The 17,515-nt window shown below is 61.6% G+C and carries 15 protein-coding genes and 1 riboswitch; of the genes, 7 read left to right on the forward strand and 8 right to left on the reverse strand.

What is annotated here, in order from left to right; all coding sequences use genetic code 11:
* The first annotated feature begins 156 nt into the window (after positions 1 to 156).
* The 3 genes from ABIE28_RS01160 to serA all read left to right on the forward strand — a co-directional run bounded on the left by ABIE28_RS01160 (position 157) and on the right by serA (position 3,606).
* The gene (locus tag ABIE28_RS01160; protein ID WP_354059342.1) at positions 157 to 369 is read left to right on the forward strand and encodes a cold-shock protein; all 213 of its coding nucleotides are present in this window, start codon (positions 157 to 159) and stop codon (positions 367 to 369) included.
* A 305-nt stretch (positions 370 to 674) separates the two neighbouring features.
* Positions 675 to 1,856 (forward strand): phosphoserine transaminase, encoded by a 1,182-nt coding sequence (locus tag ABIE28_RS01165; protein ID WP_354059344.1) that lies wholly within the window; start codon positions 675 to 677, stop codon positions 1,854 to 1,856.
* A 166-nt stretch (positions 1,857 to 2,022) separates the two neighbouring features.
* Positions 2,023 to 3,606, forward strand: a complete 1,584-nt coding sequence (gene serA / locus ABIE28_RS01170; RefSeq protein WP_354059346.1) for a phosphoglycerate dehydrogenase — start codon at positions 2,023 to 2,025, stop codon at positions 3,604 to 3,606.
* A gap of 143 nt (positions 3,607 to 3,749) precedes the next feature.
* On the opposite strand, the gene ABIE28_RS01175 is transcribed toward serA, so the two are convergent.
* Together ABIE28_RS01175 and ABIE28_RS01180 are read right to left on the reverse strand one after the other, a co-directional pair.
* Positions 3,750 to 4,325, reverse strand: coding sequence for an NUDIX hydrolase (locus ABIE28_RS01175; RefSeq protein WP_354059348.1), 576 nt, complete (start codon positions 4,323 to 4,325; stop codon positions 3,750 to 3,752).
* Complete coding sequence (locus tag ABIE28_RS01180) at positions 4,318 to 5,277, reverse strand: DMT family transporter (protein WP_354059350.1); 960 nt, start codon at positions 5,275 to 5,277, stop codon at positions 4,318 to 4,320. The genes ABIE28_RS01175 and ABIE28_RS01180 overlap by 8 nt, the downstream gene beginning before the upstream one ends.
* Positions 5,278 to 5,437: 160 nt before the next feature.
* Here ABIE28_RS01180 and ABIE28_RS01185 point away from each other — a divergent pair, with 160 nt between their 5' ends.
* Together ABIE28_RS01185 and ABIE28_RS01190 are read left to right on the forward strand one after the other, a co-directional pair.
* Positions 5,438 to 6,727, forward strand: a complete 1,290-nt coding sequence (locus ABIE28_RS01185) for an adenylosuccinate synthase (RefSeq protein ID WP_354059352.1) — start codon at positions 5,438 to 5,440, stop codon at positions 6,725 to 6,727.
* Positions 6,728 to 6,775: 48 nt separating this feature from the next.
* Positions 6,776 to 8,758: a hypothetical protein gene (locus ABIE28_RS01190; RefSeq protein ID WP_354059354.1), complete on the forward strand. Its 1,983-nt coding sequence runs from the start codon at positions 6,776 to 6,778 to the stop codon at positions 8,756 to 8,758.
* A 232-nt stretch (positions 8,759 to 8,990) separates the two neighbouring features.
* Here ABIE28_RS01190 and ABIE28_RS01195 read toward each other — a convergent pair whose 3' ends face one another.
* The 3 genes from ABIE28_RS01195 to thiB form a co-directional block, all read right to left on the reverse strand.
* Entirely contained in the window at positions 8,991 to 9,629 is a 639-nt protein-coding gene (locus ABIE28_RS01195; RefSeq protein ID WP_354059356.1) for an ATP-binding cassette domain-containing protein, read from the reverse strand.
* Positions 9,616 to 11,208: an ABC transporter permease family protein gene (locus tag ABIE28_RS01200; protein ID WP_354059358.1), complete on the reverse strand. Its 1,593-nt coding sequence runs from the start codon at positions 11,206 to 11,208 to the stop codon at positions 9,616 to 9,618. The genes ABIE28_RS01195 and ABIE28_RS01200 overlap by 14 nt, the downstream gene beginning before the upstream one ends.
* A gap of 211 nt (positions 11,209 to 11,419) precedes the next feature.
* Complete coding sequence (gene thiB, locus ABIE28_RS01205; RefSeq protein WP_354059360.1) at positions 11,420 to 12,427, reverse strand: thiamine ABC transporter substrate binding subunit; 1,008 nt, start codon at positions 12,425 to 12,427, stop codon at positions 11,420 to 11,422.
* A gap of 67 nt (positions 12,428 to 12,494) precedes the next feature.
* Positions 12,495 to 12,595, reverse strand: a riboswitch (TPP riboswitch).
* A gap of 62 nt (positions 12,596 to 12,657) precedes the next feature.
* Here thiB and ABIE28_RS01210 point away from each other — a divergent pair.
* Positions 12,658 to 13,305, forward strand: a complete 648-nt coding sequence (locus tag ABIE28_RS01210) for a thiamine diphosphokinase (RefSeq protein ID WP_354059362.1) — start codon at positions 12,658 to 12,660, stop codon at positions 13,303 to 13,305.
* A gap of 194 nt (positions 13,306 to 13,499) precedes the next feature.
* Here the strand turns inward: ABIE28_RS01210 and rpoH are convergent, their stop codons facing one another.
* On the reverse strand, positions 13,500 to 14,369 hold the full coding sequence (gene rpoH, locus ABIE28_RS01215) for an RNA polymerase sigma factor RpoH (RefSeq protein ID WP_354059363.1): 870 nt from the start codon (positions 14,367 to 14,369) through the stop codon (positions 13,500 to 13,502).
* A 413-nt stretch (positions 14,370 to 14,782) separates the two neighbouring features.
* A complete protein-coding gene (locus ABIE28_RS01220; RefSeq protein ID WP_354059365.1) occupies positions 14,783 to 15,811 on the reverse strand; it encodes an RluA family pseudouridine synthase in 1,029 nt (342 codons plus the stop codon).
* Between ABIE28_RS01220 and ABIE28_RS01225 the strand changes: the two genes are divergently transcribed.
* Complete coding sequence (locus tag ABIE28_RS01225) at positions 15,810 to 16,160, forward strand: DUF6476 family protein (protein ID WP_354059367.1); 351 nt, start codon at positions 15,810 to 15,812, stop codon at positions 16,158 to 16,160. The genes ABIE28_RS01220 and ABIE28_RS01225 overlap by 2 nt on opposite strands.
* On the opposite strand, the gene ABIE28_RS01230 is transcribed toward ABIE28_RS01225, so the two are convergent.
* Positions 16,161 to 17,333 carry a coiled-coil domain-containing protein gene (locus ABIE28_RS01230; RefSeq protein ID WP_354059369.1) on the reverse strand — a complete coding sequence of 391 codons (1,173 nt, stop codon included), beginning with the start codon at positions 17,331 to 17,333 and terminating at the stop codon, positions 16,161 to 16,163.
* Positions 17,334 to 17,515 lie beyond the last annotated feature (182 nt).

Genomic DNA, 17,515 nt, shown 5'->3' on the forward strand with positions numbered 1-17,515 from the left:
TCTGCATACGTTTTCAGCCTACGACGGCTGCCTTTTGCCGGTCATTTCCGGTCCTCGGCTCACTGCTCTGAAATGCGAACGTTTTTGGCCCCATCAGCATGTGCTGGTGGGTAACCGCTCGCGCGCTAACGCATCGAGCTTAGAAGGACTACTTCCATGGGCGCTATCACTGGCACTGTAAAATTCTTTAACACCACCAAGGGCTTTGGCTTCATCTCGCCAGAATCCGGCGGCAAGGACGCATTCGTGCACATTTCTGCCGTTCAGCAGTCGGGCCTGCAGGGCCTGTATGAGAACGACAAGGTCACCTACGACATCGAGAGCGGCCGTGACGGCAAGGAATCTGCTGTCAACCTGACACTGCTCTAGTACCCATCGGCATATTTGGCCTCTCCGTTTGGACTTGCCGAATAGCCTGGGATTGCAAGATTGGCGTTCTACGCCATGTAAGGCTCGCTTCGGCGAGCCTTTTCTTTTTCAGCGGAATATATTGATATTTGGCTGACCACAGGTGAACTGCGTGCCCATCGCCATGGTGGCAATCAGTTGTCGCAATTTTGGTCGCCGCATCCGTCCATCAAGTCTCTTGCGGAGTCTTCGGATTCTGGCTACTAGCTCGTCTCAGGACACTTCTCCCTAACGAGAAGCGCATAGACCTGGGAGGGTCGCTGAAGATGGCTGTTACGCCCCAAACCGCACCGGCGGTAAAACCGGCTAATCCAAATTTTTCGTCGGGCCCATGCTCGAAGCGTCCTGGTTGGACCCTTGATGTGCTTGCTGACGCGCTGACCGGTCGTTCGCACCGCGCCAAGCCCGCCAAGGCACGCATCCAGCAGGCTATCGACCTGACCCGCGAGCTGCTCGAAGTTCCGGCTGACTACCGTATCGGTATCGTCCCCGCGTCCGACACCGGCGCTGTCGAAATGTTCCTGTGGAGCGCTCTTGGCGCGCGCGGCGTCGACATGCTGGCCTGGGAATCGTTCGGCGCCGGCTGGGTCACCGATGTGCAAAAGCAGCTCAAGCTGGACGACGTCCGCATCCTTGAAGCCCCCTATGGCGAATTGCCCGATCTGACCCAGGTCGATTTCAACCGCGACGTGGTGTTCACCTGGAACGGCACGACGTCGGGCGTCCGCGTGCCAAATGCTGACTGGATTGCGGCTGACCGTGCAGGTCTCACCATCTGCGACGCAACGTCGGCTGCATTTGCCCAAAAGCTCGACTTCGCCAAGCTCGATGTCGTCACCTTCTCCTGGCAGAAGGCTCTGGGCGGCGAGGCTGCACATGGCATTCTGATCCTGTCGCCACGCGCTGTCGAACGGCTCGAAAGCTTCAAGCCAGATCGTCCGCTGCCCAAGATTTTCCGCATGACCAAGGGCGGCAAGCTGATCGAAGGCATCTTCAAGGCCGAGACCATCAACACCGTTTCGATGCTGTGCATCGAAGACGCCGTCGATGCGATGAAGTGGGGCCTCGAGATTGGCGGCCTCAAGGCCATGCAGGCGCGTGCCGATGCCAACTTTGGCGTGCTGGCGGACTGGGTTGCAAAGACCGACTGGGTCGAGTTCCTGGCCAAGAATGCCGACCAGCGTTCCAATACCTCGGTATGCCTGTCGATTGTCGATCCGGCGATTGCCGCGCTCGATGCCGATGGTCAGGCAGCGTTCGCCAAGGCCATCGTGTCGCGTCTCGACAAGCTCGGCGTCGGCTACGATTTCGGCTCCTACAAGGACGCTCCGGCGGGCCTGCGCATCTGGGCTGGCTCGACCATCGAAGCCTCTGACCTCGCCGCGCTGACGCCGTGGCTGGACTGGGCCTTTGCCGAAGAAAAGGCCGCGCTCGCAGCGGCTGCCTAACTTCTAGATCCGAGTACCCCCACCCAACCTCCCCCTGATAGGGGGAGGGGCTGATCGAGTAAGTGGCGAGATGTGCTGCCGACTCGGAGCTGTTCCTCCCCCTATCAGGGGGAGGCTAGGTGAGGGTATCCCCTCAAAAAACCTTTATATTTCAGGGATTACCCCAATGCCCAAGGTTCTCGTTTCCGACAAGCTCAGCCCAACCGCCGTCCAGATCTTCAAGGACAATGGCGTCGACGTCGACTATTTGCCAGATCTGGGCAAGGACAAGGAAAAGCTGCTCGAACTTATTGGCCAGTATGATGGTCTGGCGATCCGCTCTGCGTCCAAGATCACCGAAAAGATCATTGCCGCTGCCACCAATCTCAAGGTGATCGGCCGCGCTGGTATCGGTGTCGACAATGTCGACATTCCGGCTGCGACCAAGAAGGGCATCATCGTGATGAACACCCCCTTCGGCAATTCGATCACGACGGCTGAGCATGCCATTGCCATGATGATGGCTTTGGCCCGTCAGTTGCCAGAGGCCGACGCCTCCACGCGCGCTTCGAAGTGGGAAAAGAACCGCTTCATGGGCGTTGAAGTCACCAACAAGACGCTCGGCTTGATTGGCGCTGGCAATATTGGCTCGATCGTTGCCGATCGCGCCATTGGCCTGCGCATGAAGGTCATCGCGTTTGACCCGTTCCTGTCGCCAGAACGCGCCCAGACCCTGGGTGTCGAAAAGGTTGAGCTCGACGAGCTGCTGGCCCGCGCCGATTTCATCACGCTGCACACGCCGCTGATCGACGCGACCCGCAATATTCTGAGCGCTGACGCCCTCGCCAAGACCAAGAAGGGCGTTCGCATCATCAACTGCGCCCGTGGCGGTCTGATCGATGAAGCAGCGCTCTATGACGCGCTCAAGTCCGGCCAGGTTGCCGGCGCGGCGCTCGACGTGTTCCTCGAAGAGCCAGCCCAGAACAATCCACTGTTCGAACTGCCAAACGTCATCTGCACGCCGCACCTTGGTGCTGCAACGACCGAAGCGCAGGAAAACGTGGCGCTGCAGGTTGCCGAGCAGATTTCCGCCTATCTGATGAGCGGCGAAATCACCAATGCGCTCAACTTCCCGTCGATCTCGGCTGAAGAAGCCCCGATCCTGACGCCATGGGTCAAGCTGGCGGAAACGCTGGGTTCGTTTGCCGGTCAGCTGACCGAAACGGCGATCAAGGGCATCAAGATCGAGTTCGAGGGCAATGTTGCCCAGCTCAACACCAAGCCGATGATCGCGGCAGCCATCAATGGCGTGCTCAAGCCATCGCTGGGTGACATCAACATGGTCTCCGCGCCCCAGATCGCCAAGGATCGCGGCATCACGGTCGAAACCACCAATCGCGACCGCCAGGGCGCCTATGAGGGCTATATCCGCCTGACGCTGATCACCGAACGTCAGGAACGCGCCGTGGCCGGTACGCTGTTCGCCAATGGCAAGCCGCGCATCATTCAGGTCAAGGACATCAACATGGAAGCCGAGCTGTCGCCGTCCATGCTGTATGTCACCAACGAGGACAAGCCGGGCCATATCGGTCGTCTGGGCACACTGTTGGGCACGCTTGGCATCAATATCGCCAACTTCAACCTCGGCCGTGCCGATGTCGGCGCCGACGCCATTGCGCTCGTGTCCATCGACGGCACCCTGACCGAACCCCAGCTGGCCGAAATTGCCTCGCTGGAAGGCGTCAAGCAGGCCAAGGCACTGCGGTTCTAAGAAATTCGGCAGACTGACAATTAGAGCCGGCGCGCAAGCGCCGGCTTTTTTCGTTTGCGCTCCCGTGAGCCTGTCGAACCACGAGGTGGGGACGCAGATCCTGTCTTAGTAGACCTCGTCCTTCGACAGGCTCAGGATGAGGTCTACTGCGACAGACCTATCGTCCGCAGTCGCACAGCTGCCTTTGGCGAAATCCCATCCAGCTCGGCAATCGGCGCCCACTTTGCGGCATGGACTTCTTCCACCTGATGCACCAGTGGCGCGGCCGGATCGGCGATGAACAGATATTGCAGGTCGTGATGCACATGCGGCGGTTCATTGCGCGCGGGCTTGCCGGGAACGTCGTGGCTGTCGATGACAAAGGGGCGGTCCGTGCCCCCATGCCATTGGTGCAGCCTTAACCCGGTGATCCCGGTTTCCTCCACGGCCTCGCGCTCGGCAGACTGCCAGAAATGCTCGGATGGCTCATAGTGGCCGCCGGGCTGCAACCAGCGTCCGATGGTGACGTGATCGATCAACAGAACCTGCTGATGATCGGGCGACAGGACGATGGCGCTGGTCGTCAGGTGGCCGGGCATGGTGGTGCGCAGGTCAAGGCGATCGGCTTGGCCGATCTGCCAACGCAGCAGCGAGAGCATTTCGCCCGGCGCGGCCGTCACCCGCAGATAGTGGGCAATAGTTGCTTCAAGATGGGCGGCAAACTGTGCGTCGCTAAGCAATGTGGTCAGTCCGTTTGCGTCGCGCCGCCCATTCGGCCAGCACGATGCCGCCGATGATGATGATCGCTGCGAGATAGTGGTAAAGCTCAAGCCGTTCCCCCAAGATCAGCACTGAACCCAGTGCGCCAAACACCGGGATCAGGTTATGGCTTGGTGCCGCGCGATTGGGACCAACCAGTTCCACGCCGCGGGCGTAAAACACCTGGCTGAACATGGATGGAAAAATCATCACATAGGCCAGCACGGCCCAGACCGTCGGCGACATGGATGGGATGGTGGTGAACGAGCCGACGCCCGGCCCGAACAGCTGCAGCATCACCAGCCCGGTGATGGCAGCGCCCAAAAATGCCACGGCCATAAAGCTCATCATGTGGATTTGCGGGCGGAAGCGCAGCGCCAGCGTATAGGCGGTGTAGGTCAGGCAGGCGAGCAGCACGAAACCGTCGCCGATATTGATGTCGAGCGTCAAAAGCCGGGTCAGGTCACCATGGGTGGCTGTCAGCATGACGCCGGAAATAGCGATCAGCACGCCCAAAATCTGCAGCCAGGTGGCACGCACCCGAAACACGATGAAATTTGCCGCGAGAATCATCATCGGCAGCGCGCCGGTTTCGATCGATGAATTGACGGCGGTGGTCGTGGTCAGGCCGATATAGAGCAGCACATTATAGAGCGCATAGCCCAGCGCCCCGAACCCCATGACCAGCGGCCAGGTGCGCGCAATGACTGGCCAATCCGCCCGCAGATAACGCCAGGAGAATGGCATGATGAACAGCGTAGCGCCCACACAGCGGGCCGCCAGCAGCAGGAAAGGGTCGATTTCGCCGACCACCAGTTTGGCCGCCACGACATTGCCGCCCCAGAACAGCGGCGCTAAAATCAGCAACAAATAAGGCTGATCGAGCAGGCGGGCGGAAATGCCGCGATTTTCGGTGTCTAGCGGCTTTGTCATCGGCGCCTTGGTGATGTAAGGACAATCGGACTTAGCAGTTATTCGGCCGCGTTCAAAATTGAACCAAAGGCGGCCGGGGGAACAGACGTCCAATGTGGATAAGGGAGCGGCCTGTGCGCCGGGCCCTTTGTGTCGTGCCTATCGTGGAGAAGGTATTTCAATGGCTAATGTGGTTGTCGTCGGCTCGCAATGGGGTGACGAGGGCAAGGGCAAGATCGTCGACTGGTTGAGTGAACGCGCCGATGTGGTGGTGCGCTATCACGGCGGCCACAATGCCGGTCACACTCTGGTCATTGACGGGGTCAGCTACAAGCTGGCGCTGCTGCCATCCGGTCTGGTGCAGGGCAAGCTGTCGGTCATCGGCAATGGCGTGGTCGTTGATCCACACCACTTCGTGGCTGAAATGGCCAAGCTGCGCGCCCAGGGCGTCGAAATCACCCCTGAAATCCTGCGCATTGCCGATAATGCTCCCCTGATCCTGTCGCTACACCGCGAACTCGACGCGATCCGCGAAGATTCCACGTCCGGCCTCAAGATCGGCACCACCAAGCGCGGCATTGGCCCAGCTTACGAAGACAAGGTTGGTCGTCGCGCCATCCGCCTGATCGATCTGTCCGAGCCAGAAACGCTGATGGTCAAGATCGAGCGCCTGCTCGGCCACCACAATGCGCTGCGCCGTGGCATGGGCCTGCCTGAAATCGAAGCGCAGGTTATCTATGACGAGTTGACCTCGGTCGCTGCCGAAATCCTGCCTTTCATGGACCAGGTCTGGAAGGTTCTCGACGACAAGCGCAAGGCTGGCGCCCGCATCCTGTTCGAGGGTGCGCAGGGCGCGCTGCTCGACAACGATCACGGCACCTATCCGTTCGTTACCTCGTCCAACACCGTCGCTGGCCAGGCTGCTGCCGGTTCGGGCCTTGGCCCAACGGCCATCGGCTATGTGCTTGGTATCACCAAGGCTTACACGACCCGCGTCGGCGAAGGCCCGTTCCCTTGCGAGCTTGATGACGAGATCGGCCAGCACCTGGCAACGGTCGGTCGCGAAGTTGGCGTCAATACTGGTCGTCCACGTCGCTGCGGCTGGTTCGATGCGGTGCTGGTGCGCCAGACGGTCAAGACTTCGGGCATTTCGGGCATCGCGCTGACCAAGCTCGATGTTCTGGATGGCCTCAAGGAGATCAAAGTGTGCGTCGGCTACGAGCTCGACGGATCACGAATTGATTATTTGCCTGCCTCAATGGGGGCGCAAGCGCGCGTTAAGCCGATTTACGAGACGCTTGAGGGCTGGTCCGAAACGACCGCTGGCGCCCGCAGCTGGGCCGAACTGCCTGCTCAGGCCATCAAATATGTCCGGTTCATCGAAGAACAAATCGGTGCGCCGGTCGCTATGCTGTCTACAAGTCCAGAACGGTTGGATACGATCCTTGTCGTAGACCCATTCCAAGACTAAGTTTTTTTGTTACAACACGTCGCTGCAATAGTGAGTACCAAGTAACCGATGGCGGACTACAAGGAGCTGTTGCGCCGGGCTATCTCGGCGTTGCCGGAGAATAATGGGGCTGCCCGTCGGGCGGTTTATGAGAAGGCGCGTTCGGCTCTTGTGGGCCAGCTGCGCGCCATCAATCCCCCATTGCCGGCACGCGATATCACCCAGCATCGGCTGCAACTTGAAGATTGCATTCGACAGGTTGAGCAGGAAGCCAGCGAGGCCGTCATCTCGCTGGGCCGCGAAACTGTAGCTGCCGCACGCCCAATTCCGATGCCGCCCATTGCGGCATCGACTCCTCCGCCAGCACCTGCTCCAGAGCGGATTTCTCCAGCGCCTGCGCCGGTCTTGGCCGAAACGCCCAAGGCCGCTGAGCCAGTTGCACCCACGCCAAAGCCGGTTGAAGCAGCGGCTGCGCCCGTGCCGACCACTTCGATCGAAGACATCATCTCGCAGGCTGCTGCCAGCTCCAGCGTGCCCGTCACGCTGACCAGCGAAGAAGAGCCTGAGGACGAGCCATCGCCCGAGCCGCAGCCCACAGCCGAGGTGCGTTCGATCCCCTCGATCGTGGCGCGCGCCGAGGCCAGCAAGCAGGGACCATCGTCGACCCTGTCGCCCATTTCCAACGTCCGGCCACTCGAAGCGCCGCTCCGTGCGCCAAGCTTTGAGCCGCGCCGTGATTCGCTGCCTCTGGCCGCAAATACGGCGTCGGAGTCTGTTCGCCTGCCGGGCCGCATCGAGCCGGTGTCGATTTCGGGCAGCCAGGCCGTTGCGCGTCAGTCGGTGCTGATGCCCGTCGAGGTCTCTGAGCCGGTTATCGATCCCGCGCTGTCCAGCGTTCGCGAAGTGGACGTCGAGCGCGATACCAGCGAGGCGGAAGGCGTTATTGCCAGCGCCATCGAAACGCTCGATCGCGAAGCGCGCGGCGAAAGCACGCCATTCGTTGAAGACCGTCCGCCGCTATCTGCGCTGAACAGCGAGCGCGATGACGCCGCCTTTGCCGTGGCGCCGACGCCGCCGCGCAGCGGTTCGGGCCTGACCATTTTCCTCGTCGTGTTCGCCATTCTGCTCGCCGGTGTCGGCGGGGCAGGGTTCTGGGCATGGCGCGAAGGCTATGTCGATCTCGACCAGATGTTTGGCCGCACCCAGGTTCCGGTGACGGATTCCGCGCAGCCGACCGTCTCGACGCCGACGCTTGATCCTGTCGAGCCCAATGCCGACGCTCAGGCTGCGCCCGGCAACACGGTGCCGACCACGACCGATCAGCCCAATGCCGAGATTACCGATCTGCAGGCTGACGATCGCCTTGAGCCAACGCCGCAGGCCGTTCAGCCGACCGGCAATGAGAGCGTCCTGCCGGACGTGACCAATGGCGAGATCAAGTCGGAAGAGCGTCTGCAGGGTGAAGAAGCGCCGGTGGCGATGTCGACCGACGATCCGGCCGCACAGGTTGATCCAGCGGTCCTCGCCGGTAGCCAGTCGCTGCTGCTCGAAGCCAGCCAGAACGGAACCACCGGCGCCGTGCCTTTCTCGGGCACCGTCGAATGGACCGAAGGCGTTGACGAACTGGGCCTGCCGACCCTTAAGGGCGCGGCGAGCATTCCGGCGCGTAACCTTGGCGTCGACATCACGATCCGCAAGAACTCCGATCCGAGCCTGCCAGCCAGTCATCTGATGGAAGTGAACTTCAACGTCAGCGACACCTTTATCGGTGGCACTATTGCCAACCTTCCGGGTGTGCTGCTGAAGGATCAGGAACTGGTGCCGGGTACGGCGCTGGTGGGTGCCTCGGCGCGTGTCGTCGGCAACTCGTTCCTGTTCGCGCTAAGCGCTACGCCGGGCGATGCGACCAACAACACCAATCTGCTTGAGAACCGCAAGTGGATGGATCTGGCCGTGGTCTATGGGACCGGTCGCAACGCCATCATCACCCTCGAAAAAGACGATGAAGCACAGGAACTGTTCAAAAAGGTCTTCACGGCCTGGGCACGCTAAGGGCGGCTGAAGCACTCCTTTGTGCCCTCGCTCTCCAAGCCCCACCACGCTGCCCTCGGACTTGATCCGAGGGCAACTCACAATCCGGCACAAGCGGTAAGGGACCCTCGGATCAAGTCCGAGGGCAGCACCGTGGATGTCGAGCTATCGTTGCTCATCCCATCACCATTCGCGACCTCCCTGAGACCTCATGGTGAGCCTGTCGAACCACGAGGTCGGGCAACAGAAGCAACTAAGCCGCCACCAGTTTACCACCACTCAGCGCATAGTGCCTGCTCGCCAGCGCTTCGACATCATCGGAGTGATGGCTGACCAAGATCGTGTGCCAGCCATGCCGCACCGTCAGCTCCCGCACCAGTTGCCGAATGACACCACGCGTATCGTCATCCAGCGCCGAAAACGGTTCGTCCAGCAGCAGCACCGGCCGATTGCGCAATAGTGTTCGCGCCAGCGCAACGCGCTGCTTTTGGCCACCCGATAGCGTGCTGGCTGGCTGATCTTCCAGACCGGGCAATCCCACTTCTCCAAGCGCTTCAGCAATCTGGCGCTGCGTTTCAGCTTTCGCGGTGCCTGCCGGCAGCCCCAGCGCGATGTTTTTTGCGGCGCTCAGATGGTCGAACAGGCTTTCCGACTGCAGCAGCAGCGACACAGGCCGGGCTTCCGGGGGCAGGGGAACGAGATTGCTGCCATCAAGGTCAATGCGTCCCGCCACCGGCGTCAGGAATCCAGCCAGCAAATCAAGCAGCGTGGATTTTCCCGAGCCACTTGCGCCGGAAATGGCGGTGACGGCGCCAGCCTCCGCCTCGAAGCTGAAGTCGTAGGATTGGCTTTGGCCGGGATGGGCGAAGGTCAGATGGTCAACGCGCAGCATTGGCTATTCTTTCGAAGAGATTGGGCAGGCCGACAAAGGCGACGATGGTGCCGATCAACAGGAGTGCGGCAATCGCGGCCGCATCATTGCTGCGATAGGAGCCGAGCGCGCGGAACATCATCAGTGGCAGGGTCTGGAAGTCCTGCGTGCCGAACAGGGCGATGACGCCGAGATCGCCCAGCGAGAAGCAGAAGGCCAGCGCCAGCATGACGCCGATATCGCGCCCGAGGAGGGGATATTCGACAAAGATGAATTGCCGCCAGCCCGACAACCCCAATGAGCGGATCAGCTTGCCGCGCGTCCGGGCAATCGCCTCCATGGGCGGGCCAAGCGTCGCCATGGCGAATGGCAAAGCCAGCAGACTATTGGCGACGATGACGACGAATGGCGCGGCGGTGGCAGGCGCCACGCCGAGATTACGCACCAGCAGAAAGAACCCCAGCGAAAGCACGACGGCGGGCACGGCAAGATAGGCGAAGGCTGGCATGCCGAGGATTGTTCGCAATACGCCGCTGCCGGTCGCGCCCCGGCCCAGTGCCAGTGTCAGCGCAAGCGCCAGTGTCAGCAGCGCCGACGCGGTGCCGATGGTGATGCTGCTCAGCGTCGCCCACCAGAAGTTGGGCTGCATCAGCACCCTTATCGTGCCGGGGCCGAGGCCATCAATCAGCACCGATACCAGCGGCAGCATGAAGCCGATGGTGCAGACGCCCAGCGCCAGCCATTGCAACAGGCGCGCCGCGCCCCGGTCGCGCCAGCGCGGCGTCGCCGAACTGCCGAGGCTGGTGGGAATGGGTGCGAGGGCCGATGCGGCGAGGATAACGACAGAGCAGATGGCGATCTGCGTTGCCGCCAGCCGCACCGCGCCAGCCAGATCGAAATCCTGCCGCACGGCGGCATAGATCGCCACTTCCAGCGTCTGGTTGGCCGGGCCGCCGCCCAGCATCAAAACGATGGGGAAGCTGGTGAAAGCCAGAAGGAAAATGATCGCAGCCAGTCCCGGAATGGTGCCGCGCAGAGCCGGCCAGTCGATGATGGAAAACCGCTGCCAGGCGGATAGCTCAAGCGATTGCCCGATCTTGAGACGGTTATCGGGAATGGCATCGAGCCGCGCCAGCATGATACGGGCGGCAAAGGCGCCATCGAGGATGACATGGGCAAAGAGGATTCCCGACAGGCCAAAAGCGGGGTTGCCGATGGAGGCGCCAAACAGCGCTTCGCTGGCCTTGTTGATCCAGCCATTGCGGCCCCAGATCGACAGCAGGCCGAAGGCCACCACCATGCCGGGGGTGACGATGGCCGAGGCAAACAGTCCCACTACCAGATCGCGGCCGGGAAATCGCAGCCGGTTGAGCGCCCAGGCCAGCACGATGCCGACGGCGATGGAGAGCACGGTGGTCAGCCCGGCCTGAATGGAGGTCATCCGTAGCAGATGCGGAATGTCGATGCGCGACGTGCTGCCGACATCGCCAGTCGCGGCGGCAAGGATGGCCCAGAGCACGAGCGCGATGAGCAGCGCAATGCCGATGGCAAGCGCGACGGCTGCGGCGATACGGATTGGGCGGTGGGGAAGGGTCAGCATGGTGGCTCTCGCCCCCCACCCTTGATCCCTCCCCACGAGGGGGAGGGAGCTGACTGAAGACTTGGTTGGCATAACGTATCCGCAGGCATGAGGCTGGCGTCCCTCCCCCTTGTGGGGAGGGAATGAGGGTGGGGGTATATTCGACGCGGAGCGAGTTGCAGGGGCGGCGATACTTGATGCCGCCCGCCTGCGTGCTCAGCCATTTCGGCGCCTACTGCACAGCCTTGAGCATTTCGTCGATCCATTCCTGGCCATGCGCTGCGATGTCTTCGTCGGACAGGGTCAGCGTCTTTTCCGGCTGGGGCAGGCTGGCGAAGGTGGGATCGAGATCGCCGGCGAGGTTGGCCACGGGGAACATCCAGTTGGTGTGCGGGATGATCTGCTGGGCGTCGGGCGAAACGAGATAGGCGAGGAACTGCTTGGCGAGGTCCTGGTGCTTGGATGACTTCAGCACGCCTGCCACTTCGATCTGCGGATAGTGCCCTTCGGTGAACAGCGCCGCCTTGATGGTCTCATCGTGGTCTTCGATGATGTGGTAGGCGGGCGAGGTGGTGTAGCTCAGCGCCATGTCGGCTTCGCCGGTCAGGAACAGGTTATAGCTCTCGCTCCAGTCGCGGGTGATGGTCAGGATATGCGGCTTGAGGCCGGCCCAGATTTCGGAAGCGCGGTCGCCATAGGCGGCCTTGACCCAGAGCACCAGACCAAAGCCGGGCGTCGACGAGCGGGGGTCCTGAATGACGATCTTGACCGAATCCGGCAACGCGATCAGCTCCTCGAACGAGGTCGGGGGCGTCTGCATCGTGTCGGTGTCATACATGAAGGCGAAGTGCGAATAGTCGAACGGCACGAACTGCGCGTCGGTCCATTGGCCGGGCAGTGCGAGGTCGGTCAGCGACAGGCCGTGATCGGCAAAAAGGCCGGTGGCGCGGGCTTCACCGGCTACCGCTGTATCGAGCCCGACGATGATATCGGCTGGGGTCGTGTCGCCTTCAAGCTGCACGCGGCGCAGGGTGCCGATGGAGCTGTCGGCGGCAACCCATTCGACGGTGCAGCCGCCGCAGATGGCCTCAAAGCCGGTCTTGAGCGCCGGGCCGGGGCCCCATTCGGCGGCGAAACCGTCATAGGTGTAGATGGTGAGCTTGGGCGCATCCTGCGCCATTGCGGGCGCGGCAATCAGTCCGGTTAGGACCGCAAGCGCCAGACGAGTGAATTTGACCATAGGTCATTCCCTTCATTGGTGTGCGGCCATGAGTAGAAGGGATGTGTCAATGGTACGGACGTCGAGACGCCCTTGCCATCTCGATCTTCCTCCGCCAGCATGACCTGGTTCAGGTTCAATGGGTAACTCTCAGCTCCGGAAAACTCCGGAACACCCCAGCGAGACACCCCACACTTAATGAGAGCGATGTGACAGTGCAAGACACTTCCGTGCGTGCGGTGGATGCGCCAATGGTCGTATTCGATGGGCCCATGGCCATTGTCGGCGGCGGCGTGGTCGACCCGGCGCTGCTGGTAGAGCTGGTCGAACGCGGCGTGGCGCTGGTGGCCGCCGATGGCGGCGGCAACACCATTGGCGATGCCGGGCTGGTGCCCGTCGCCATCATTGGCGATCTTGATTCGCTGACCGATCGGGCCGATTGGGAGCGCCGCACGCGGGTTATCCACATCCCCGAACAGATCACCACCGATTTCCAGAAGGCGCTCTATTCGACTTCGGCGCCGGTGACGCTGGCGCTCGGCATGACGGGCAAGCGCCTCGATCACACGCTGGCCGCGCTTAGCGCCGTGCTGCAGTTTGCGCCCAAGCGGAAGCTGTTGCTGGTCGATGAGGTGGATGTGGCGCTGGCGGTGGTGGGGCCGATTACGTTTACGGCCGGATTGGGCGAGCGGGTGTCGATCCATCCGCTGTTGCCGGTGGATTTTTTGAGGTCGACGGGGCTGCTTTATCCGATGGATGGGCTGCGACTGGAGCCGGGTGGTTTGATCGGGACGTCCAATGAGGGGACGGGCGGGGTTGTGCAGGTGGTGCCGGCGGATGAGACGCCGTGGCTGTTGATTTTGGGCAAGGAGCGGTTGTGGGATCTGGTTGGGCCATAGTGCCAAGCCCCTCGTGGTTCGAGGCTCGTTGAGAACTCGCACCTCACCATGAGGGCTACCGAACCACTGCACCAAGAGTAGCCCTCATGGTGAGGTTGGAGCGCAGCGACCCTCAAACCAGGAGGGCGTGCCTCCAAGCGCCCAACAAAAAAGGCGGGCACATGGCCCGCCTTCATCATCTCTATTCGTGAAGCTTAGTTTACGTGCGCAGCTTGCTTGACCGCGTCCTGTACCTTTTCAAAGGCGCGGACTTCGATCTGGCGGATGCGCTCGCGGCTGACGTCATACTGCTGGGCCAGTTCCTCGAGGGTCGAGGGGTTGTCCTGCAGGCGACGGGCCTGGAAGATGGCGCGTTCGCGTTCGTTGAGTACGTCCATTGCACTGTTCAGCAGACCCATGCGCTCAGAAAACTCCTGGCTTTCGCCCAGGCTTGTTTCCTGGCTTGGGGTGTCATCGACCAGCCAATCCTGCCATTCAGACGAGCCTTCGTCAGCCCGCATTGGCGAGTTGAGCGAAGCGTCCCCGGAGAGCCGCGCATTCATCGACACGACGTCGGCTTCGGTGACCTTGAGCGTCGTTGCGATCTGGGCGATCTGGTCTGGATGCAGCGCACCATCGTCCAGCGCAGCGATCTGGCCCTTTACCTTACGCAGGTTGAAGAACAGACGCTTCTGGGCGGCGGTGGTGCCGATCTTGACCAGGCTCCAGCTGCGCAGCACGTATTCCTGAATGGCAGCGCGGATCCACCACATGGCGTAGGTCGCCAGGCGGAAGCCCTTTTCAGGCTCGAAGCGCTTGACCGCATGCATCAGGCCCACATTGCCTTCCGAAATCACCTCGGAAATCGGCAGGCCGTAGCCGCGATAACCCATGGCGATCTTGGCGACGAGACGGAGGTGGCTGGTGATCAGCTTTTGCGCTGCGCCGGGATCAGCATGTTCTTTGTAGCGCTTGGCAAGCATGTACTCTTCGTCCGGTTCCAGCATTGGGAACTTGCGAATTTCCTGAAGATAGCGGCTCAAGCCCCCTTCGGCAGAGAGGACTGGAAGATTTGTCTGGGCCATGCACGCACCCCTTTCTTGTTCCCCCACACTGGCTTTGCTGGATTGCGGCAGAATTACCAAACCGCTCAAGCGCCCAGTTAGGGCAGATATTATTGCCGGCGTCCCAAAGGCCCATCGGCATAATACGATGGATATATAATCCGCATTTTGGCTTTTGTAAGAGAGGCAGCCGCAAGAAACGTCAGAAAAACGTTTTGGTTGCACCAATCGGCCGCAGCCACGGATTATATACGCGTTCAACCAAGGTTTGGTTCATTCACCTTGTGGTGAGACCGGGGGCACGCCCTTGTGGTTCGAGGGTCGCTTACGCTCCCACCTCACCATGAGGGCTACTCTTGGTGCAGTGCTAAAGTAGCCCTCATGGTGAGGTGCGAGTTCTTACGAGCCTCGAACCATGAGGGCGTACCACTAGCCTATCGTGCAAAAGCCTTATCGTAATTCTCCAGCGCGTCTTCGAGCGCCTGCAGATCTGGCGGCAGCGGGGCTTCAAAGAACATTTCCTCGCCCGTTACCGGATGCTCAAATCCCAGTTCGGCCGCGTGCAGGGCCTGACGGCCCAGCGCCTGGATCGGGCCGGCCACATCGGGTGGCAGGCGGTTGATCTTGGTGGCGTAGCCTGAGGCATAGACGGCGTCGGCGACCAGCGGGTGGCCAATATGGGCCATGTGGACGCGGATCTGGTGGGTGCGGCCGGTTTCGAGATGGCACTGCACGCGGGTGATGTCCCAGCCTTCGTCACCAAAACGGGCTTCGACGAAATAGTGGGTGATGGCCTCGCGGCCATCCTTGCGCACGGCTTGCTTCAGACGATTGTTCTGATCGCGGCCCAGCGGGGCCTCGACAGTGCCCTTGCCGGTTTCAGTCACGCCCCAGACGAAGGCGATATAGGCGCGGTGCAGTGGGCCCGTGCGGCCGTGGTCGGCAAACTGGTCAGAGAGGTGTCGATGGGCGCGCTCGGTCTTGGCGGCAACCATGACGCCAGAGGTGTCGCGGTCGAGCCGATGCACGATGCCGGGGCGCTTGACGCCGCCAATGCCCTGCAGGCTATCGCCGCAATGGAACAGCAGCGCATTGACCAGCGTGTTGTCCGGCGAGCCGGGGGCAGGGTGCACCACCATGCCGACAGGCTTGTTGATGACGATGAGCTGATCGTCCTCATAGAGGATGTCGAGCGGGATATCCTGGGCCTGCGGCTCGGCATCTTCTGGGGGTGGGGCAACAAGGACGATTGTTTCCCCAGCCGTAAGCCGGTATTTGGGCTCGCTAACGGTTTTCCCGTTGATGGTGACGGCGCCGGCAAGGATCAGATCCTTGATCCGGTTGCGGCTCAGCACGGTATGGACCTTCGCCAGGGCGGCATCGAGCCGTCCGCCGGCAATGTCGGCGTCCACAAGGACTTCGACTTCGTCGCCCTCGAACTCTTCAGCGGTATTTTCGGCCATGAGTGATCCTAATCTGACTGGGCCTGGCGGCCCCAAAGCGGACGAGCCACTGTCCCCCGAGGCGCTGGCCATGTTTGCCAAGGCGCGCCGTTCGTTCGGGATATCGATAGGCATCCTGTTGCTGGGCTTTATGGCGATTGGCTTCGCCCTTGTCTATCGCGTGATGCGTGACTCGCCGCCGCCAAAAGTCGCGGAGCAGGTTGCATTGCCGCCCGGGGCGTCGGTCGTGTCGGCTCTCGTCAACGAGGGCGCGATCAATGTGACCTATGTGATCAATGGCGTGACGACACTGGCGCTGTTTGATCAGGCGACCGGCGAGCTGACCCGCACCGTGGTTATCGGCGAATAATCAGCGGGCCTGGATTTCGCGCAGCGCGGCCATGCGGTCCGATACGTTGCCCTTGCGTTCGCGCTTGGGCTGACGGACTGGCGCGGCTTCGGCCACGACTTCATCGGCAAATCGCTGCACGCGGTCGAATAGGCTTTCTTCCTCGACGCGGGCGACCGGGGCCTCCTTGTCGGCGGCGTAAACCAGGCCGCTGACGCTGGCGGCGATTTCCGCCAGTCGGTCGCGCAGTTTGCCTTCGTCCATGCGTTCGGTATCCCAATCGGCCAATATGGTCACTTCGACATTGGCGACCTGCTTGCGCAGGTTTTCAACGTCGGCTTCGCGGCGCAATTGATCGGCGAGCAGGGGCTCGCTGGTTGCGCCCGGCAGTTCCACCACACGGCCCGTCTCAGTCAAGAGCGAGGTGAGGCTTTTCTCGGCGCTGGCGATGCGCGCTTCGGCGGCACTGAGGTTTTCGGCCGCTGCGGCCTTCTTGTCGTCGCTACCGGCCAGCGCGTCGCGCATCTTGGCAATGGCGTCGCTGGCTTCGGCGCTGCGGCGATCCGAGGTTTCCAAACGGCTGATCAGGCTCTTTGCCTGATCTTCGAGGAAACCGACGCGCTTGCGTTCGACCGCCAAGGCGGTGGTCAGGCGATCGACGTCCTCGTCATAGTCGCCGCTCAGGGTGTCGGCATCGAGCTGGGTGTCACGCGGAATGCCATCGCGCAGGGTATCGCGGAGCTTGCTGACTTCCTCGCCACGCGCTTCGAAATCGCGCTCGCGCATGCGCAGGCGTTGCGCCAGATCGGTGCCTTCGCGTTCGAGTTCGGCAAGACGGGCGGTCGCTTCGGCGTTGCGGGCTTCGAGTTCACCGACGATGGAAACGTGCTGCTCGCGCTCGGCCTTGAGCGCGCCCAGATCGCTGCGCTTCTGGTTGACGTCGCCCAGCTGTTCGGCCAGCCGACCGCGCAGGGTCTCGACATTCATTTCCAGCTTGCGCGTCGACAGGGCAAATTCAGCGCGCAGCTGATCCTTGTCGGCGCGGAATTCCGCCATGGTGATGGGGGTGGCGGCTTCGATGCGGCGCTTGGTCAGCCGGACGGCGCGCTTCCAGACGGCTGGAAGAATGATCAACGCGCCCAGGCCCGCGACGAGCAGGCCGAGCGCGAAATACATCATGTTCTCGATGACCATTGGTCAAACTCCGAAATCCATGTGCGCCCACGGACTTTTGCGACTGTATAGCAACGAAGTGCAGTGGCCATCTTCGCCGGGGATTAACCCTAACGCTTTTTAAACGGCCCGTCACGTGGCGCCTGAGATCGTGACTTCGCGTATTGCAAACATATCTTTGCAAATATTTGTTTGCGATATAT

It is taken from the genome of Devosia sp. 2618 (genome assembly GCF_040546815.1).
Lineage (GTDB): Bacteria > Pseudomonadota > Alphaproteobacteria > Rhizobiales > Devosiaceae > Devosia.

Bases quoted from the DNA above. Each gene is read 5' to 3' on its own strand.
- ABIE28_RS01160 (WP_354059342.1), top strand. From the start codon at position 157: ATGGGCGCTATCACTGGCACTGTAAAATTCTTTAACACCACCAAGGGC.
- ABIE28_RS01165 (WP_354059344.1), top strand. From the start codon at position 675: ATGGCTGTTACGCCCCAAACCGCACCGGCGGTAAAACCGGCTAATCCA.
- serA (WP_354059346.1), top strand. From the start codon at position 2,023: ATGCCCAAGGTTCTCGTTTCCGACAAGCTCAGCCCAACCGCCGTCCAG.
- ABIE28_RS01180 (WP_354059350.1), bottom strand. From the start codon at position 5,277: ATGACAAAGCCGCTAGACACCGAAAATCGCGGCATTTCCGCCCGCCTG.
- ABIE28_RS01185 (WP_354059352.1), top strand. From the start codon at position 5,438: ATGGCTAATGTGGTTGTCGTCGGCTCGCAATGGGGTGACGAGGGCAAG.
- ABIE28_RS01190 (WP_354059354.1), top strand. From the start codon at position 6,776: ATGGCGGACTACAAGGAGCTGTTGCGCCGGGCTATCTCGGCGTTGCCG.
- ABIE28_RS01195 (WP_354059356.1), bottom strand. From the start codon at position 9,629: ATGCTGCGCGTTGACCATCTGACCTTCGCCCATCCCGGCCAAAGCCAA.
- ABIE28_RS01200 (WP_354059358.1), bottom strand. From the start codon at position 11,208: ATGCTGACCCTTCCCCACCGCCCAATCCGTATCGCCGCAGCCGTCGCG.
- thiB (WP_354059360.1), bottom strand. From the start codon at position 12,427: ATGGTCAAATTCACTCGTCTGGCGCTTGCGGTCCTAACCGGACTGATT.
- ABIE28_RS01210 (WP_354059362.1), top strand. From the start codon at position 12,658: ATGGTCGTATTCGATGGGCCCATGGCCATTGTCGGCGGCGGCGTGGTC.
- rpoH (WP_354059363.1), bottom strand. From the start codon at position 14,369: ATGGCCCAGACAAATCTTCCAGTCCTCTCTGCCGAAGGGGGCTTGAGC.
- ABIE28_RS01225 (WP_354059367.1), top strand. From the start codon at position 15,810: ATGAGTGATCCTAATCTGACTGGGCCTGGCGGCCCCAAAGCGGACGAG.
- ABIE28_RS01220 (WP_354059365.1), bottom strand. From the start codon at position 15,811: ATGGCCGAAAATACCGCTGAAGAGTTCGAGGGCGACGAAGTCGAAGTC.
- ABIE28_RS01230 (WP_354059369.1), bottom strand. From the start codon at position 17,333: ATGGTCATCGAGAACATGATGTATTTCGCGCTCGGCCTGCTCGTCGCG.